This window comes from Rugosimonospora africana (assembly GCF_016862975.1).
Taxonomy (GTDB): domain Bacteria; phylum Actinomycetota; class Actinomycetes; order Mycobacteriales; family Micromonosporaceae; genus Rugosimonospora; species Rugosimonospora africana.
In genome coordinates, this window is sequence record NZ_BONZ01000076.1 from 50,589 (window position 1) to 68,015 (window position 17,427).

Below are 17,427 nucleotides of genomic sequence, written 5' to 3' on the forward strand. Positions count from 1 at the left end.
GCCATGCCCCTGGCGTGAAAGGATTTCGGCGTGAGCACCCCAATCCCAGACCCCGACGGCACCGGGTCGGACGCCGCGGAGGACGGACCGGGCGAGCCGGGCGACCGGCCGGCGGGTGTCGGCCCGGCGTCGACCACCCCCTCACCAGCGATCGGCGGATGGCACGTGCCCGACGCGGGCGCCGACGTCCCGGAGCCCGCGGCGCTGGCCGTGCCGATCATTCCGGAGGGTCCGGCCGAGCCGGAGCGGACCTCCCGGCTCTCCGAGATACTGCTCGCCGTCGGGGTGGCCGCACTGATCACCGCACTGGGCTTCCCGCTGGGCTGGCTCTGGTCGGCCGCCGCGCCGTGGATCCCAGCCGAGAAAGTCCCGCGCGCCGCGGTGCTCGCCCAGCCGGAGCAGGAGCAGATCATCGCCGACGAGGGCTGGTACCTGCTGATCACGGTCGTGGCCGGGCTGGTCCTCGCCCTGCTGGCGTGGATCCTCCTGCGTCGCCACCGGGGAGTGTTCATGGTGCTCGGACTCGCTGTCGGCGGGGTGCTGGGCGGAGTGCTGACGCTGAAGTTCGGGCACCACATCGGGACCCACCACTTCAAGAACCTGGTGGCGAACGCGCCGGTCGGGACCCAGTTCCCGGCTCCGGTCAACCTGCGGGTCCAGCAGATCGGACTGTGGCACCACTGGCTGCCGTACGCCCGGGGCGACGTACTGGCCCTGGCGATCACCGCGACCGCGCTCTACGTGTTGCTGGCCGGCTTCTCGGCGCACCCGTCACTGCGCGGGCCGGACCCGCAGCAGCCCGGCGTCCCGGTCTACGACCTGCCCATCGACGGGTATCCGGGGCCGGGCACCGAGCCACGGGCCATGGAGGCGGGCACCGGGCCGTCGATCGGCGGCGCGACCGGGCCGACCGGTCCGGTCGTGCTCAGTTCGGACTCGTAGACACCGCCAGCTCGGTCAGCGGCACCGGAACCGCCCGGATCCGGGTCAGCAGCGCGATCTCCCGGTTCAGCAGCGTGCGCTCGGTCCGCAGCCGGCTCGTCGTGTCCGGGCTGGCCAGCAACCCCTGCCGGTCGGACAGGGGCAGCGCCGTCGTCGCGGCGATCAGGTGTGACAGCACGGTCGCCTCCTCGGGCAGCTGCTCACCCTCCCGATCGGGCCGGATCAGCCGCAGGTAGCGCTGGAACAACTCGAGCAGCCCGGGAACCAGCCGGTCGGCGTTGGTGGCCGAGTCCTCCGGCTCATCCAGCCAATTGACCTTGGCTACCAGGTACGGCTCGGTGGTGCGGTCGACCTGTTCGATCCGGAACCGTCGGTGCCCGACCGTGACCAGGTCGAACTGGCCGTCCGGGTGCTCGGTCACCTGCCGGATCTGCGCCGTGCAGCCCACCTCGTGCAGAGTCAGTGAATCGTTGGCTCCGGCGTGGTGGTCGACTTCCCAGCCGCGTTCGATGGCGACCACGCCGAACTCCCGGGGCGAACCCTCCGGCAGTGCGGTCAGGTGGCGGACGAGCGCGCGGTAGCGCTCCTCGAACACGTGCAGCGGCAGTACGAGCCCGGGGAAGAGCACCGTTCCCAGGGGGAAGAGGGGCAGCTCGTCGGTCACCCGCCGAGCGTATCTGAGTCGGGTACCGGCGTATTTTATAAGTTGTTGTTTTTCTAAGCCCCTGCCTATATTAGGCCATGCCCAATCTCGCCAGTGAGATCACGCGCGTGGCCGGGGGAGCGCAGTTGCGCCTCCGGCGGGAGTACCCCAGCGACGTCGAGGATGTCTGGTCGGCGATCACGGAGCCGGAGCGGCTCGGCCGCTGGCTGGGCACGATCGACCTGATCGGCGGCGCGGGCAGGCTGGTCCTGGGAGACGGTGAGGACGAGTACGCGGACATCGTGGTCACCGAGTGCACCCGACCGCGCCGGATCGTCCTGGACTGGACATACGCCGGCGCCTCGACGACGCGCCTGCTGGTGACCCTGACGCGGGACCCGTCCGGGCGCACCAGCGCGGTGCTGGAGCACACCTTCCCGGCCACCGAACCTGCCCGGCTGGCCGGGCAGGGCTGCGGCTGGGAACACTACGTCGACAGCCTGGCCGCCCACCTGGCCGGCGAGTCGTTGCCCGACTTCGCCGACTACTACCCGGCGAAGCTCGACCAGTGGCGGGCCGTCGCCGCCCGCTGACCGTGACCGGCGGGTCAGCGTCCGCCCATCCCGGCAGCCGGTCGGCGTCCGCCCACCCCGGCGGCCCGGTGCGGACCGGAGCGGCGGGCCGATCGGGTCGCTGAGGGCGACGGGATCCTGACGTCCGGTCGGTGTCCTTCGCGTCTCAACGCGTGGGCGTGGCCGGTTGGTCCGGATCGTGGCCGCCTACACTTGCCAGCGTGTTGAACCGCATCGACCTGCGCATACCCGCCGGTGGGCTGCCCGGCGGGGCGGACCTGCACCGGCTGCTGCCCCGCGCGGGGCTCGACGTGACGGTCGCCACCGAACAGGTGCGACCGCTGGTCGAGGCGGTCCGTGAGCATGGCTCCCGTGGGGTGGTCGAGGCGACCCAGCGGCTGGACGGGGTGACGCTGGCTGCCCTGCGGGTACCGGCGGCGAAGCTCAGTGAGGCGGCGGAAGCGCTCGATCCCGCTCTGCGGGCCGCACTGGAGACGTCGATCGCGCGGGCCCGGACGGTGCACGCCGACCAGCGCCGGCCGGACGTGACCACCGAGTTGACGGCCGGCGGGACGGTGACGCAGCACTGGCGCCCGGTACGGCGGGTCGGACTCTACGTTCCCGGCGGGCTGGCTGTGTATCCGTCCAGCGTCGTGATGAACGTGGTGCCCGCCCAGGTGGCCGGCGTCGAGTCGATCGCGGTCACCAGCCCGCCGCAGCGTGAGACCGGCCTGCCGCACCCGCACATCCTGGCCGCCTGCGCGCTGCTGGGCGTCGAGGAGGTATACGCGGTCGGCGGAGCGCAGGCGATCGCCATGCTGGCGTACGGCACCGAGGAGTCGGAGCCGGTCGACCTGATCACCGGGCCCGGCAACGTCTGGGTCACCGCGGCCAAGCGGCTCGTGCGCGGCGTGGTCGGCATCGACGCCGAGGCCGGCCCCACCGAGATCGCGGTCCTGGCCGACGACACCGCCGATCCGCGACACGTCGCGGCCGACCTGATCAGTCAGGCCGAGCACGACCCGCTGGCGGCCAGCGTGCTGGTCACCACGTCGCCCGAGCTGCTGGAGGCGGTCGAGCGGGAGCTGGCGGTGCAGGTGGCGGCGACCAAGCACGCCGAGCGGATCGGCCAGGCGCTCACCGGGACACAGTCCGCGGCCGTACTCGTCGAGGACATCGAGGCCGGGCTGCGGGTGGTGGACGCGTACGCGGCCGAGCACCTGGAGATTCAGACCCGGGAGCCGCGCGCCGTGGCCGAGCGGGTGCGCAACGCGGGCGCCATCTTCGTCGGCGCGTGGTCGCCGGTCTCGCTGGGCGACTACTGCGCCGGCTCCAACCACGTCCTGCCCACCGGTGGCTGTGCCCGGCACTCCTCCGGCCTCTCGGTGCAGACGTTCCTGCGCGGCGTGCAGCTGATCGAGTACGACGAGCACGCCCTGCGCGGCGTCGCCGAGTACGTGGTGACGCTCGCCGGTGCCGAGGACCTCCCGGCGCACGGGCAGGCTGTGACCGCACGATTCGCGGCTGAGTCGACCGAGGGGAGCGTCGGGTGAGCGTCGCCGACCTGAACGGACTGCCGATCCGGGACGAGCTGCGTGGGATGAGCCCGTACGGGGCGCCTCAGCTGGCGGTCTCGGTGCGGCTGAACACGAACGAGAACTCGTACCCGCTGCCGGACGAGGTGGTGACCGCGGTCGCGAAGGCGCTGGCCGTGGCCGTACGGGACGTGAACCGTTACCCGGACCGGGACGCCGTCGCGCTGCGGGCCGGGCTGGCCGGGTACCTGGGCCACGGGCTGGATGTCAGCCGGATCTGGGCGGCCAACGGCTCCAACGAGGTGCAGCAGCAGCTGCTCCAGGCGTTCGGCGGCCCGGGGCGCAGCGCGCTCGGGTTCACCCCGGCTTACTCGATGCACCCGCTGCTCGCCACCGCGACCGGCACGCGCTGGATCGACGGCAAGCGCGATGCCGACTTCGGCCTGAAGGCCGGGGACGTGGCCGCGCAGATCCGTGAGCACCGGCCAGACGTCGTGTTCCTCTGCTCGCCGAACAACCCGACCGGCACCGCGCTGCCGCTGGACGTGGTGTCCGCGGCGCTCGACACGGCGCCCGGCATGGTGGTCGTGGACGAGGCGTACGCGGAGTTCAGCCGCCCCGGTACGCCCAGCGCGCTGGACCTGCTGCCCGGGCACCAGCGGCTGGTGGTGACGCGCACGATGAGCAAGGCGTTCGCTCTGGCCGGTGTCCGGCTCGGATACCTGGCCGCCGATCCGGCGGTGGTGGACGCCGTCCAGCTGGTCCGGCTGCCGTACCACCTCTCGGCACTCACCCAGGCGGCCGGGCAGGCCGCGCTGGAGCACGCGGAGGTCCTGCTGCGCACGGTCGAGGCCGTCAAGGAGCAGCGTGACCGGATCGTGGCGACGCTGCGCGCGTACGGGCTGACCGTCGCGGACAGCGACGCGAACTTCGTCCTCTTCGGAGAGTTCCGTGACCAGAAGGCGGTGTGGCAGGCGTTGCTGACCCGCGACGTGCTGGTCCGCGACGTGGGGCTGCGCGGCTGGCTGCGGGTCACCGCCGGCACGCCGGCGGAGACGGATGCCTTCCTGGCGGCGATGAAGGAGTTGGTGTGACCAGTCGCTTCGCTCGCGTCGAGCGGTCGACCGCGGAGACCAAGGTGCTGGTCGAGCTGGATCTCGACGGCACCGGCAGCGCGGACATCGCCACCGGCATCGGGTTCTTCGACCACATGCTGGGCCAGATCGCCCGGCACGGCGCCATCGACCTGCGGGTGGCCACCGAGGGCGACCTGGAGGTCGACGCGCACCACACGGTGGAGGACACCGCGCTCGCGCTGGGCGCCGCGCTCGCCGAGGCGCTGGGCGACAAGCGGGGCATCCGGCGGTACGGCGACGCGCTGATCCCGCTGGACGAGGTACTGGTGCAGGCGGCGGTCGACCTGTCCGGCCGCCCGTACGTGGTCCACGACGAGCCCGTCGACATCGCGCCCCGGATCGGTCCGATCTACCCGACGTCGATGACCCGGCACGTGTGGGAGTCGCTGGGACACAGCGCGCGGATGACGCTGCACGTCTCGGTGCTGCGGGCCGCCCGGCCGGGCAGCCAACCGGACGCGCACCACGTGGTGGAGGCGCAGTTCAAGGCGTTCGCCCGGGCGCTGCGCGACGCGGTGGCGCCGGACCCGCGCGCCGCCGGCGGGGTGCCGAGCACGAAGGGTGTGCTGTAGATGCTCGCGGTCGTGCTGTGTGCTGTCGGCGGGGTACTGCTCGGCGGCGCCTGGTCGCTGCGCAGCCAGGGCGCCGGGCGCCCGGCGATCGTGGTGGTCGCTCTGCTCGGCGTACTCGCGCTGGCCGGCGGGGTGCTCTGGATGCTGCCGCACGGGACGTTCTCGTGACCGTGCCCGAGCGCAAGCGTCCTTCGGTCGTCGTGCTCGACTACGGCTCGGGCAACCTGCGCTCGGCCCAGCGGGCGGTCGCCCGGGCCGGCGCCGAGGTCACGGTCACCGCCGATCTCGCCGCCGCCGCGTCGGCCGACGGTCTGGTGGTACCGGGGGTGGGTGCGTACGCGGCCTGCATGGCCGGCATCGACGCGCTGGGCGCCGGACCGGTGATCGCCGAGCGGGTCGCGGCCGGGGCGCCGGTGCTGGGCATCTGCGTGGGCATGCAGGTGCTGTTCTCCTCCGGCGAAGAGCACGGCGTGGTGACCAAGGGGCTGGATCTGGTTCCGGGCGTGGTGACCCGGCTGGACGCGCCCCGGGTGCCGCACATCGGCTGGAACACGGTCGGCGTACCAGACGGCTCCACGCTGTTCGCTGGGATGGCCCCGGGTACCCGGTTCTACTTCGTGCACTCGTACGCGGCCCGGCCGGTCGACGGGCAGGGGCTGGTGACGACGTCGGAGCACGACGCGCCGTTCGTCGCCGCGTTCGAGCGGGGCTCGCTGTGTGCCACGCAGTTCCACCCGGAGAAGTCGGGGGACGCGGGCGCCGCGCTGTTGCGCAACTGGATCGCGACACTGTGAGCAAGGAGCGGGCGGCGCGGCGGGCCGTGCGGTTGGCCGAGGCGCAGCGCGAGAGGGCCGCACGGGAACGGGCGGCGGCGCGCCGGGCGCGGCGGCGCTCGGTGCTGCGCCGGATCACGCCGCGGCTGCCCGACCGGCGTACCGGCCGGCTCTACGCCCGGCGCAGTCGGGCGCAGCGGGCCGGCATCGGGCTGGTGGCGGCCGCGGCCATCGTGCTGATCTGGCTCCGGGTCGGGGACCTGGGCGCGCGTATCGCGCTGACCGCCCTGGTCGTCGTGGCCTCGCCGGCCCTCATCGTGCTGACGTTCGACCGTCGTTGATTGGGAGATGTGATGCTGACCCTGCTTCCCGCCGTTGATGTCGCAGACGGCCAGGCCGTACGCCTGGTGCAGGGCGCGGCCGGCAGCGAGACGGCGTACGGCGACCCGCTGGAGGCGGCGTTGACCTGGCAGCGTGACGGCGCCTCGTGGATCCACCTGGTCGACCTGGACGCCGCGTTCGGCCGGGGTTCCAACGCGGCCCTGCTGACCGGCGTGGTGCGCCAACTGGACGTCAACGTGGAGCTGTCCGGCGGGATCCGCGACGACGAGTCGCTACGCGCCGCGCTGGCCACCGGCGCGGCACGAGTGAACATCGGCACCGCCGCGCTGGAGAACCCGGAGTGGTGTGACCGGGTCGTCGGGGAGTATGGCGACCGGGTGGCGATAGGGCTGGACGTGCGCGGGCACACGCTCGCGGCGCGTGGCTGGACCCGGGACGGCGGCGACCTGTTCGAGGTCATGGAACGGCTGAACAAGGCGGGCTGCGCACGGTACGTGGTGACCGACATCCGCAAGGACGGCACGATGACCGGCCCCAACCTGGACCTGCTGCGTGAAGTGTGCGGGCGCACGGACGCCCCGGTCATCGCGTCCGGCGGGGTGTCCACTCTGGACGATCTGCGCGCGCTGGCCGGCCTGGAGGCGGACGGCGTGGAGGGGGTCATCGCCGGCAAGGCGCTGTACGCCGGGGCGTTCACGGTCGCCGAGGCGCTGGCGGTGCTGGGCTCATGAGCGTCGCGGTTCGCGTGATCCCCTGCCTGGACGTCGACGCCGGGCGGGTGGTCAAGGGTGTCAACTTCGTCAACCTGCGCGACGCCGGTGACCCGGTCGAGTTGGCCGCCGCGTACGACGCGGCCGGGGCCGACGAGCTGACCTTCCTGGACGTCACCGCCTCGGCCGACGGCCGGTCGACCATGCTGGACGTGGTGCGGCGCACCGCCGAGTCGGTGTTCATCCCGCTGACCGTGGGCGGCGGCGTGCGCTCGGTGTCCGATGTGGACACCCTGCTGCGCGCGGGCGCCGACAAGATCGGCGTGAACACCGCGGCGATCGCCCGGCCCGAGCTGCTGGCCGAGATCGCCGAGCGGTTCGGCCGGCAGGTGCTGGTGCTGTCGCTGGACGTGCGGCGCTCGCCGTCGGCACCGAGCGGCTTCGAGGTGACCACGCACGGGGGCCGGCGCGGTACCGGGCTGGACGCGGTGGACTGGGCGGCACGCGGTGCCCAGCTGGGCGCCGGCGAGATCCTGCTGAACTCGATGGACGCGGACGGCACCAAGGACGGGTTCGACCTGAACCTGATCCGCGCGGTACGGGCGGCGGTGTCCATCCCGGTGATCGCCTCCGGCGGTGCCGGCAAAGTCGCGGACTTCCCGCCGGCGGTGGCCGCCGGGGCGGACGCGGTACTGGCGGCGAGCGTCTTCCACTTCGGCGAGGTGGCGATCGGAGACGTCAAGGACGAGCTGCGGGGCAGCGGCTACCCGGTCCGCTGAAACTCCGGCGCCACCGGCAATCCGGAGCCCGGCAACCGGTCGGGCCTGCGCGGCGGTGACGTACGCTGGCCGAATGTATGCCCGACCGATCGTGCCGAAACCCATCTCACTGTCCGCCCGGGATGGGGCGTTCACCCTCACCGAGAACACTCCGCTGCACGCCCCCGAGGCGTTGGCCGATCTGGTCCGTGAGCTGCTCGGTCCGGCGACCGGATTCCGGTTCGCCCCCGGCTCCGGCGGTATCGAGCTGGACGTCATCGACGACAGCACCCTCGGCGCGGAGGGGTACCGGCTGGTCGTGACGCCGGATGGTGTTCGGGCCGCGGGTACCGAGGCCGGCCTCCGCTGGGCGGTACAGACGCTGCGCCAGCTGCTGCCGGCCGAGATCTTCGCCGGTGCCGCCGTACCGGACGCGAACTGGGAGATCCCGTGCGTCGAGATCGTGGACGTGCCCCGGTACGAGTGGCGGGGCGGCCTGCTGGACGTGGCCCGGTGGTGCCACCCGATCGAGTTCGTCTACAAGTACGTCGACCTGCTGGCGCTGCACAAGCTCAACCGGCTGCACCTGCACCTGACCGATGACCAGGGCTGGCGCTTCGAGGTCAAGCGGCACCCGAAGCTGACCGAGGTCGGCGCGTGGCGCACCGAGTCCAATGCCGGCCACGCCCGGGAGGGCCGGTTCGACGCGACCCCGCACGGCGGCTGGTACACCCAGCAGGAGCTGCGCGATCTGGTCGGGTACGCGGCCCGGCGCGGCGTGTCGGTGATGCCGGAGATCGACGTACCCGGCCACATGCAGGCGGCGATCGCGGCGTACCCGTGGCTGGGCAACAACCCCGACCGGCAGCTTGGGGTACGCACCTCCTGGGGCATCTCGCAGCACATCCTCAACGTGGACGACGCGACGGTCGACTTCGTCAGCGAGGTGCTCGACGAGGTGGTCGACGTGTTCCCGTTCGAGTACGTGCACCTGGGCGGCGACGAGGTGCCGCCGGACGAGTGGCTGGCCTCGGAGGCGGCGCGACGCCGGGCGGAGCAGGCCGGTCTGTCCAGAGTGGACGGTCTGGTCGGCTGGTGGGCCGGGCGGCTCGCCGCCCACCTGGCGAAGCGCGGCCGGCACATCGGCGTGTGGGACGAGCTGCTGGACCGGAACCCGCCGGCCGGCTCGCTCGTCTTCGCCTGGCAGGACTCGTCCCGGGTGGCCGCCGCGCAGGAGGCCGGGTTCCGGGTCGTCGCCGTACCGCAGGAGTACGCCTACCTGGACTGGGCGGAGTCCGACTCGCCCAGCGAGCCGCTGGCGATCCGCGGCACGCTGCCGCTGTCCACCGCGTACGGGTACCAACCCGGCGACGTGTACGGCGTGCAGGGCCAGTTGTGGAGCGAGTACCTGCCGACTCCGGACCTGGTCGAGTACCGGGCGTTCCCCCGGCTCGCCGCGTTCGCCGAGATCGGCTGGTCGGCGCCCGAGCCGCGCGATCTGGCCGAGTTCACCGGCCGGCTGTCCGGCCACCTGCGCCGGCTGGACGCACTCAACGTCCGCTACCGCCCGCTGGACTGAGGCGTCCGCTACCGCCCGCTGGACTGAAGCGTGCGCCACCGCCCGCTGGACTGACCGCCCGCCGGACTGAACAGTTCACGCCGCGTCGGGCGCGAGGTCCGGCGCGGCGTCCGGCGTGCCCGGCGCCGGGTCCGGGGCGATCGGAGCGGCTGTCGTGGCGGCGGCGACCCCTCCCGGTGCCGGCCGGCGAATCGTGAACCAGGGCAGGAACAGCTGCACCAGCGGGCCGATGGTCAGCGCGTAGAGCACCGTACCCACGTTGAACACGCCGCCCAGCACGGCGCCGGCCACCACCACGACCACCTCGATCCCGGTCCGGACCAGGCGGATCGACCGGCCGGTCCGGGCCGACAGCCCGGTCATCAGGCCGTCCCGCGGCCCGGGGCCATACGAGGCGCCGATGTAGAGCCCACCGGCCAGCCCGTTGAGCACGATGCCGGCGACCAGCAGCCCGGCACGTGCCGCGATCGGGTGCGGTACGGGCAGGAACGCCAGCGTACGGTCGGCGACCGGCCCGATGACCAGTACGTTGCTGATCGTGCCGAGGCCGGGACGCTGGCGCAGCGGGATCCAGAACAGCAGCACGACCGCGCCGACGCCGATGGACACCCAGCCGAACGCCAGCCCCGTGCGGCGCGCGATGCCCTGGTGCAGGACGTCCCAGGGCATGCTGCCGAGGTGGCTCTGGATCATCAGGCCGGTGCTCACGCCGTACAGGACCAGGCCGGTGTAGAGCTGGGTCAGCCGGCGTGCCGGGCGATGGGGCCGGAGGTTGCCAATTCGCGTCACGGATGCCACTCTGAGGGCCAATCGACGGCAAGGGAAGAGCCAATTCCGGGGGTTTGGTCGTGACGAGCGTGCTCCATGGGCGGCAACTGGCCCGTTTGCTCGGCCGGTGGGATGCCGGTCGGGGCATCCCCGACTATGTGGCGCTCGCCACTGCCGTACGCGGTCTGCTCAACGACGGCCGGTTGGCGCTGGGCCTGCGGCTGCCGGCCGAGCGTGAGCTGGCCACCGCCCTGGGCATCAGCCGGACCACGGTCACCGCCGGGTACCGGCTGCTGCGGGAGAGCGGCCACGTGACCAGCCGGCGCGGCGCCGGAAGCTGGACCACGATGCCGGGCGGCGCGCGGGTGGGTGCGGCCGGCATCTGGAGCCCGAGCACCACACCCGACATGATCGATCTCGGTCGGGCAGCGCTGGACGCGCCGCCGGAGCTGACCGTCGCGGCCGCCGAGGCGCTGACCGACCTGCCCCGCTATCTCGGCGACGCCGGCTACCACCCGGTCGGGCTCATCGAGCTGCGCACCGCGGTGGCGGACGGCTACACCCGGCGTGGCCTGCCGACCAGCCCGGAACAGATCATGATCACCAGTGGTGTTCAGAACGCGTTGGACCTCGCGGTCCGGCTGCTGGTGCCGGTCGGCCAGCCGGTGCTGGTGGAGTCGCCGACCTACCCCAACGCGCTGGTCGGATTCGCCGCGCGGCGGTCCCGGATGCTCACCTACGGGCTGGACGACGCGGGCTGGGACGGCGAGTTGCTGCTCGACAACCTGCGCCAGAACCGGCCCCGGGTGGCATACCTGATCCCGGAGTTCCAGAATCCGACCGGCCACCTGATGCCGCAGCCGCTGCGCGAGCGGTTGCCGGCCGCCGCACACTCCGCCGGTACCGACCTGATCATCGATGAGTCCTTTGTGGACCTCGCGCTCGACGTCGAGGAGATGCCTCTGCCGGTGGCGTCGTTCGACCGGCACGCGCGGGTGCTGACCATCGGCGGGATGAGCAAGACGTACTGGGGTGGACTGCGCATCGGCTGGGTCCGGGCGGCCGCTCCGGTGGTGCAACGGCTCGCCGCGGTGCGGGTCGGCGTGGACATGTCCGGGCCGGTACTCGACCAGTTGGTGGCGGCCCGGCTGCTGGCCCACGCGTCTTCGGTGGTCGAGGCGCGGCGGGTCCGGCTGCGGCGGCAGCGCGACGTCCTGATGGCCGCCCTGCGCGAGCGGCTGCCGGAGTGGCGGTTCCGGGTACCGGCGGGTGGCGTCACGCTGTGGCTCGAACTGGACGCGCCGATCTCCAGCCCGCTGTGCCGGGCGGTCGAGCGGTACGGCATCCGGCTGGCGCCCGGGCCGCGCTTCGGCATGGACGGCACCATGGAGCGCTTCCTGCGGATGCCGTTCACGCTGCCGGAACGTGACCTGCTGGAGGCGGTGGACCGGATGGTCGAGGCGCGCGGGGACCTGGACGCGCCCTATCCGCGCGGGTACGACACCCCGGCGCTGGTCGCGTAGCTCCGATCGGCCGGGAGGCCATCGCTCGCGGGCCGGCGCTCGCGGGCGCTCTCGCCCACGGCGCCCGCCCAGCCGCTCAGATGTCGGCCAGTGCTCCGGCGTACATCGACTCGATGTCGTCCGCGAACGACTTCTCCACCACCCGGCGCTTGACCTTCATCGATGGGGTCAGCTCGCCGTCCTCCACCGACAGGTCGCGCGGCAGGATGACGAACTTCTTCACCGTCTCCCAGCGGTTGAGCTGGGCGTTGAGCTGCTCGATGTAGCCGGCGACGAGTTCGTGTGCCGGTTGCGAGGTGACGATCTCCTGGTATGGGCGGCCGGCCAGCGGGCCGCCCTGCGCCCAGGCGGCGATCGCGTCCGGGTCCAGCGTGACCACCATGGTGCAGTAGTTGCGGGACTGGCCGATGAGCAGCGCCTGCGAGGTGTACGGGCACAGGGACTTGAACAGGCCCTCCAGGTGCGAGGGCGCGACGTACTTCCCGTTGGACGTCTTGATGAGGTCCTTCTTGCGGTCGGTCACCCGCAGGTATCCGTCGTCGGTCAACTCGCCGATGTCGCCGGTGCGCAGGAAGCCGTCCTCGGTGAACGCGGCCGCCGTCTCGTCCGGCAGGTTGTGGTACCCGCGCATGACCGGGGCGCCGCGCAGCAGGATCTCGTCGTCCTCGCCCAGCCGGCACTCCAGGTCGCCCATCGCGGTGCCGACGGTGCCGATGTGCACCTGACCCTCCCGGTTGACGAAGTTGGCCGCGCTGGACTCGGTCAGCCCGTACCCCTCCAGGATCGGCAGCCCGGCGATGGCGAAGAACTCCGCGATCTGCGGGGCCAGCGGGGCGGATCCGGAGACCAGCGCACGCATCCGCCCGCCGAGCCGGGTGCGCAGCTTGCTGAACACCAGCCGGTCGGCGATCCGGCGCCGCATGGCCAGGCCGGCCGGGATCGGCGTGCCGGACTGCTCGTGCCCCAGCGCCTCCCGACCCACCCGTACGGCCCAGGTAAAGATCTTCGCCTTCGCCCCTCCGCCGCTCATCGCCGCGTTGACGACCGCGTTGTAGACCTTCTCGTATACCCGGGGCGCCGAGCACATGAGCGTCGGATGCACCAGGCCGAGCTTCTCCACCAGCCGGTCTACCCGACCGTCCACATAGGTGGGCAGCCCGGCGTGGGTGAGCCCGCAGATCAGCGCCTTGCCGAACGAGTGGGACAACGGCAGCCACAGGTACTGGAGGTCGTCGTCGTGCATCACGCCGGTCTCCGCCTGCACGATGCCCTGCCAGCACCAGCCCCGGTGCAGCAGCTCGACGCCCTTCGGGCGCCCGGTGGTGCCGGAGGTGTAGATGAGCGTGGCCAGCTGGTCCGGCTCGATGGCGTCGATGACGCGGTCGACCAGGCCGGGATCCTCGGCCAGCGCGGCGGCGCCCGATCGTTCCACGTCGGCGAGGCTGGTCGCGCCCGGAGCGGTGCCGTCGATGACGATCACCGCACGCGGGCCCGCCTCGGCGATTTTGGCCGCCTGCTCGGCGTTCTCCGCGATCACCACGCTCGACCCGGAGTCGCGGACGATGAACACCGCCTCGTCGGGGGTGGTGGTCGGGTAGACCGTGGTGGTGGCGGCGCCGGCGGCCATCACGCCGAAGTCGGCGAGGATCCACTCCGTCCGGGTGCTCGACAGGATCGCGACCCGATCCTCGGGCCGCACGCCCAGCCGGATCAGTCCGGCGCCGATGGCGTTCGCCCGCGCGCCCACCTCCGCCCAGGTCAGCCAGCCGACCTGCTCCTCCGGCGTCGGATAGCCCAGCGCCTGCCGGTCCGGGGTGGCCGCGACCCGGCGACGGACCATGTCGGGAATAGAGCGGTACGGGACGTCCAGCGCCATGGTTGTGAGCCCTTCGCTGCTCTCCAGGTTTGTTACCGAAGGGTAGGCGGTCCCCCGCGCGTAATCCAGGCGTCCGCGACATTGATTCATGTTCGAGATCGAGGGTGTCGACGTACCTACGTCATGATGTAGCGTCGGGGCATGATTTCTGCCGATGCCGACAGGCCACTGTGGGAACGAGTCGCCGACGAACTGCGTGAGCGGATCCTGTCCGGAGCGTGGAAGCGCGGGCGCGCTCTGCCCACCGAGGACGAGCTGTCGCAGGAGTTCGGTTGCAGCCGCACCACGCTGCGGAAAGCGATGGCTCTGCTGCGGGCGGAGGGGTTGTTCGCGGACGACGGGCCGGCCGACGGCGGCGTCCGTCACTTCTCGTGCATGGTGACGGCCGTGAGGCTGCGCCCCGGTGATGTGGTGGCGTCGGTCGCCCCGGTCTGCCTGGTCCGGGCCAACGGCTCGTTCGACATCCTTCCGGGCGGCACCGCCATCACGTGTCTCTGAGCGTGCCGGCCGCGGCGGTCAGCTGGTGACGTCCCGGCCACCGAAGCGGGCCCACGCGGCGGCGCCGAAGATCGCCGTGTACGCCAACGCCGACCAGATCCCGGGCACCACCGCGGCCGTCGAGATCGGGTCGCGGAGCAGGTCGCCGAACGCGGCCCAGTAGTGCGTCGGCAGGTACTCGTGGATCACGGACAGCTGCGGGATCGCGTCCATGATCTCGCTGCCGAGTGCCAGCACCAGGATGGCGATGGTGGCCCCGATCGGCTGCTCGGTCAGCGTGGACACGAACAGTCCGATCGCGCCCAGCGCGGTCATGCACATCGTGATGTACGCGATGACCAGCAACAGCCGGGCGGCCCCGGTCCAGAACGGCAGCGTCGTACCGGACAGGGTGACCACCGGGCCGCCGCCGAACAGGGCCAACCCCAGCATCGCCCCGACGAGCGCCACCAGCAGCGTGGCGACCAGCGCGAACACCGCGATGGCACCGAACTTGACGACCAGCAACCGGGTGCGGTCCACCGGCACCGTCAGCAGGTACCGCAGCGTGCCCAGGTGCGCCTCGCCGGCCACCGTGTCACCGGCGATCGCGGCGACCGCGAGCGGCAGGAACAGCGGCATCTCCAGGGTCAGGGCGGAGAGGGCGACGAAGATCCCGTTCTGCGTGATCTGGTTCAGGAAGTTCATGCCACCGCCGCCCGGCGAGGGCGGCGACACCTTGACCGCGATCGCGATCAGGATCGGCACGGTGGCGAGGATCAACCCGCCGACCCAGTTGCGCCGCCGGCCGAAGATGAGCAGCAGCTCGGAGCGGAAGAAGCGGGAGGACACCGCGTGGGGCCGGTACACCACGGCACCGACCGGGCCGCCGGACGGCACCCGAGCCGGGTCGCTCGACTGGCGCAGATCAGCCACTGACATCGAAGCCCTCCCCGGTCAGCTGCACGAACATCTCCTCCAAGCCGGCGCGGCGCACCGCGAACCCGCGCACCGGTACGTCCGCGTGCACCAGGGCGGCGACCACCTTCTCCGGTTCGACGTCCCCGAGCAGCGCGGAGACCTGCCCCCCGGCGGACGACACGTCGGACAGGCCGAGTACCCGCAGGGTCGCGGCGGCCCGCTCGGGGGTGGGCGTCTCGACCTCGGCGCGCGCCGCGCTGCGTGCTCTCAGTTCGCTGAGGGTGCCCTGGGCGACCAGGTTGCCCAGGTGCATCACTCCGACGTGCGTGCAGATCTGCTCCACCTCGGACAGCAGGTGGGTGGAGAGCACGACGGTGGTACCGGTGGCCGCCAGCGTGCCGAGCAGCGTGCGCACCTCGCGGGTACCCTGCGGATCCAGGCCGTTCGTCGGCTCGTCGAGGATCAGCAGGTCACGCGGGCGCAGCAGGGCGCCGGCGATGGCCAGGCGCTGGCGCATGCCGAGGGAGTAGTGCCGGTACCGCTTTTCCGCGGCGGCGCGCAGCCCGACCCGGTCCAGGGCGGCGTCGATGCGTACCCGGGCGGTCGCCGGGTCCACGGTACGGTCGGCGGCGTCCAGCCGTCGCAGGTTTGCGCGACCGGACAGGTACGGGTGGAACGCCGGCCCCTCGACCAGCGCACCGACCCGGGGGAGCACCCGGGCGGAACCGCCGGGCATCGGCTCGCCGAGCAACTCGTGGCTGCCCGACGTCGGGCCGATGAGCCCGAGCAGCAACCGGATCGTGGTGGTCTTGCCGGACCCGTTCGGTCCGAGGAAGCCGTACACCGAACCGGCGGGTACGGCCAGGTCGACGGCGTTGACGGCGACCTGGCCGGACCGGAACCGCTTGGTCAACCCGGCCGAGCTGATCGCCAGCTCGGCCGGGTCCCGCACGGCCTGTACCGTGCCGTGGTCGGCAAACGCCGGAGAACTCACCGCAGCGCCGCCGCCGGGTCCGCCGCGGCCGCCTGCAGCCGGTCACCGCTGACCGCGCCGGCCAGCACCCTGCCGTCGTCGGTGAACAGCACCGAGAACAGCCGCGACTGCAACAGCCGCCCGTGGCCCCACGCGCCGCTGACCTGCGGCAGGGTGTTAAGGACCATGTCCAGGCCCAGGCCCTTGCCTGACTGGGCGCCGGCACCGGCACCGGGCGCCGCGGGGTTCAGGTCCTTCGGCAGCCGCGTCGCCAGCACCGAGGTCCAACCGGAGCCGATCACCGCGGTCGGCGGCTTGGCGACCTGGTCGAACGCGTGGGCCGGGTCGACGGTCTGGTCGTCGACCTTCGCGCCGGCCGGCGGCGTGAAGGCGAACCGGTCGGCATTCGGGCGGCTGAAGTCGACCTGGCTGAACCCGATGGAGAAGGCCGCCTCGTTCGGGTGGCCCTTGGCGAACACCTCGACCTGGGTGGGAACGTGCTTGGCGCCGTCGATCGCGACCCGGACGCGGTCGATCAGCGAATTGGTGTCCTTGGGAGCGATGGACAGCACGTACGCCGAACGTCCGGCGACCCGCGTGCCGGGTTCGGTGCTTACCCGGGTGGTTTGGCCCAGGACGGCCAGCGCCGCGCTCGCGGCCTGCTGCGGAGTCATGGGCACGCTGGACATGCTGGGCAGGACACCGGCGCTCGCGCCCAGGCCCGGGTGCATGACGCCGGGTGTGTCCTTCACGGTGAGGTGGGTGGCGGTGTTGCCGGTGCTGGACCAGATCCAGGCTTCGTTGCCGTTGCGGATGATGTCTGACTCGCCGACCGCGCCGAGCAGGGCGACGCGGGTCTTGTCCGGCCCGGAGTACCAGACGCGGAGCGTGTGCGAGCCACTGATCAGGGAGTTGAGCTGGGAACTTCCGTCGCCGCCGAGGCGCTCGGGCAGCGTGGGCAGGCCGAGCGCGGCCTTCTCCACGACGGTCCCGGAGACCCCGGTCAGGTTCGCGCTCTGTACGTCCACTATCAGCTGGGCCGGACTGCGTTCGGGCAGCGTCACGTTGGCCGCGGCGCGCAGCTGGTTGCTGACCACTCCACCGCCAAGGACGGCCACCACCACGCCGGCGGGCAGGGCCCATCGCAGTATCGGCCTTGATGCCATCACGGACATGGGTTTCGGCCTCCTCGGTGACCTGTGGGCGCCGTAGTGTTCGCGTGGCGCCTTGGTTACTGGTTGTCACCTTCCATCCTGTCTGACATATCCTGTGCTGGTCCTGAGACCGGCGGAATCGGGGCAAACAAAAAACGTGTCATTCTGGGTCT

19 protein-coding genes are annotated in these 17,427 nt (G+C 72.1%); 13 read left to right on the top strand and 6 right to left on the bottom strand.

Annotated features, from left to right (window positions below):
• The first annotated feature begins 30 nt into the window (after positions 1 to 30).
• Positions 31 to 942 (top strand): hypothetical protein, encoded by a 912-nt coding sequence (locus Raf01_RS35875; RefSeq protein WP_203922545.1) that lies wholly within the window; start codon positions 31 to 33, stop codon positions 940 to 942.
• Here the strand turns inward: Raf01_RS35875 and Raf01_RS35880 are convergent.
• Entirely contained in the window at positions 926 to 1,606 is a 681-nt protein-coding gene (locus Raf01_RS35880) for an LON peptidase substrate-binding domain-containing protein (protein ID WP_203922546.1), read from the bottom strand. The two genes, Raf01_RS35875 and Raf01_RS35880, sit on opposite strands and share 17 nt — an antisense overlap.
• Before the next feature lie 77 nt (positions 1,607 to 1,683).
• Here Raf01_RS35880 and Raf01_RS35885 point away from each other — a divergent pair, with 77 nt between their 5' ends.
• The 10 genes from Raf01_RS35885 (at position 1,684) to Raf01_RS35930 (ending at position 9,562) form a co-directional block, all read left to right on the top strand.
• Entirely contained in the window at positions 1,684 to 2,178 is a 495-nt protein-coding gene (locus Raf01_RS35885; RefSeq protein ID WP_203922547.1) for an SRPBCC domain-containing protein, read from the top strand.
• A gap of 200 nt (positions 2,179 to 2,378) precedes the next feature.
• Positions 2,379 to 3,710, top strand: a complete 1,332-nt coding sequence (gene hisD, locus Raf01_RS35890) for a histidinol dehydrogenase (protein ID WP_203922548.1) — start codon at positions 2,379 to 2,381, stop codon at positions 3,708 to 3,710.
• The gene (locus Raf01_RS35895) at positions 3,707 to 4,786 is read left to right on the top strand and encodes a histidinol-phosphate transaminase (RefSeq protein ID WP_275413127.1); all 1,080 of its coding nucleotides are present in this window, start codon (positions 3,707 to 3,709) and stop codon (positions 4,784 to 4,786) included. Before hisD ends, Raf01_RS35895 begins: the two co-directional genes overlap by 4 nt.
• Positions 4,783 to 5,400: an imidazoleglycerol-phosphate dehydratase HisB gene (hisB, locus tag Raf01_RS35900; protein WP_203922549.1), complete on the top strand. Its 618-nt coding sequence runs from the start codon at positions 4,783 to 4,785 to the stop codon at positions 5,398 to 5,400. Before Raf01_RS35895 ends, hisB begins: the two co-directional genes overlap by 4 nt.
• Positions 5,401 to 5,568, top strand: a complete 168-nt coding sequence (locus Raf01_RS35905) for a CG2302 family histidine operon protein (protein WP_203922550.1) — start codon at positions 5,401 to 5,403, stop codon at positions 5,566 to 5,568. It abuts the gene before it with no gap.
• Entirely contained in the window at positions 5,565 to 6,194 is a 630-nt protein-coding gene (hisH, locus tag Raf01_RS35910) for an imidazole glycerol phosphate synthase subunit HisH (RefSeq protein ID WP_239134238.1), read from the top strand. Before Raf01_RS35905 ends, hisH begins: the two co-directional genes overlap by 4 nt.
• On the top strand, positions 6,191 to 6,514 hold the full coding sequence (locus Raf01_RS35915) for a hypothetical protein (RefSeq protein WP_203922551.1): 324 nt from the start codon (positions 6,191 to 6,193) through the stop codon (positions 6,512 to 6,514). Before hisH ends, Raf01_RS35915 begins: the two co-directional genes overlap by 4 nt.
• Positions 6,515 to 6,523: 9 nt before the next feature.
• Positions 6,524 to 7,246: a bifunctional 1-(5-phosphoribosyl)-5-((5-phosphoribosylamino)methylideneamino)imidazole-4-carboxamide isomerase/phosphoribosylanthranilate isomerase PriA gene (priA, locus tag Raf01_RS35920; RefSeq protein ID WP_203922614.1), complete on the top strand. Its 723-nt coding sequence runs from the start codon at positions 6,524 to 6,526 to the stop codon at positions 7,244 to 7,246.
• The gene (gene hisF, locus Raf01_RS35925; protein ID WP_203922552.1) at positions 7,243 to 8,004 is read left to right on the top strand and encodes an imidazole glycerol phosphate synthase subunit HisF; all 762 of its coding nucleotides are present in this window, start codon (positions 7,243 to 7,245) and stop codon (positions 8,002 to 8,004) included. Before priA ends, hisF begins: the two co-directional genes overlap by 4 nt.
• Positions 8,005 to 8,077: 73 nt before the next feature.
• Complete coding sequence (locus Raf01_RS35930; protein WP_203922553.1) at positions 8,078 to 9,562, top strand: beta-N-acetylhexosaminidase; 1,485 nt, start codon at positions 8,078 to 8,080, stop codon at positions 9,560 to 9,562.
• Positions 9,563 to 9,637: 75 nt separating this feature from the next.
• Here the strand turns inward: Raf01_RS35930 and yczE are convergent, their stop codons facing one another.
• On the bottom strand, positions 9,638 to 10,351 hold the full coding sequence (gene yczE, locus Raf01_RS35935; RefSeq protein ID WP_239134239.1) for a membrane protein YczE: 714 nt from the start codon (positions 10,349 to 10,351) through the stop codon (positions 9,638 to 9,640).
• A gap of 59 nt (positions 10,352 to 10,410) precedes the next feature.
• Here yczE and yczR point away from each other — a divergent pair, with 59 nt between their 5' ends.
• Positions 10,411 to 11,853: a MocR-like transcription factor YczR gene (yczR, locus tag Raf01_RS35940; RefSeq protein ID WP_203922554.1), complete on the top strand. Its 1,443-nt coding sequence runs from the start codon at positions 10,411 to 10,413 to the stop codon at positions 11,851 to 11,853.
• Between the two features lie 76 nt (positions 11,854 to 11,929).
• Here yczR and Raf01_RS35945 read toward each other — a convergent pair whose 3' ends face one another.
• The gene (locus Raf01_RS35945; RefSeq protein WP_203922555.1) at positions 11,930 to 13,729 is read right to left on the bottom strand and encodes an AMP-dependent synthetase/ligase; all 1,800 of its coding nucleotides are present in this window, start codon (positions 13,727 to 13,729) and stop codon (positions 11,930 to 11,932) included.
• Between the two features lie 141 nt (positions 13,730 to 13,870).
• Between Raf01_RS35945 and Raf01_RS35950 the strand changes: the two genes are divergently transcribed.
• A complete protein-coding gene (locus tag Raf01_RS35950) occupies positions 13,871 to 14,227 on the top strand; it encodes a GntR family transcriptional regulator (protein ID WP_203922556.1) in 357 nt (118 codons plus the stop codon).
• An 18-nt stretch (positions 14,228 to 14,245) separates the two neighbouring features.
• Here the strand turns inward: Raf01_RS35950 and Raf01_RS35955 are convergent, their stop codons facing one another.
• The 3 genes from Raf01_RS35955 to Raf01_RS35965 are packed head-to-tail and all read right to left on the bottom strand — an operon-like array spanning position 14,246 to position 17,275.
• Positions 14,246 to 15,148, bottom strand: coding sequence for an ABC transporter permease (locus Raf01_RS35955; RefSeq protein WP_203922557.1), 903 nt, complete (start codon positions 15,146 to 15,148; stop codon positions 14,246 to 14,248).
• Complete coding sequence (locus tag Raf01_RS35960; RefSeq protein ID WP_239134240.1) at positions 15,135 to 16,121, bottom strand: ABC transporter ATP-binding protein; 987 nt, start codon at positions 16,119 to 16,121, stop codon at positions 15,135 to 15,137. The genes Raf01_RS35955 and Raf01_RS35960 overlap by 14 nt, the downstream gene beginning before the upstream one ends.
• Positions 16,118 to 17,275, bottom strand: coding sequence for a LolA family protein (locus tag Raf01_RS35965; RefSeq protein ID WP_203922558.1), 1,158 nt, complete (start codon positions 17,273 to 17,275; stop codon positions 16,118 to 16,120). The genes Raf01_RS35960 and Raf01_RS35965 overlap by 4 nt, the downstream gene beginning before the upstream one ends.
• Positions 17,276 to 17,427 lie beyond the last annotated feature (152 nt).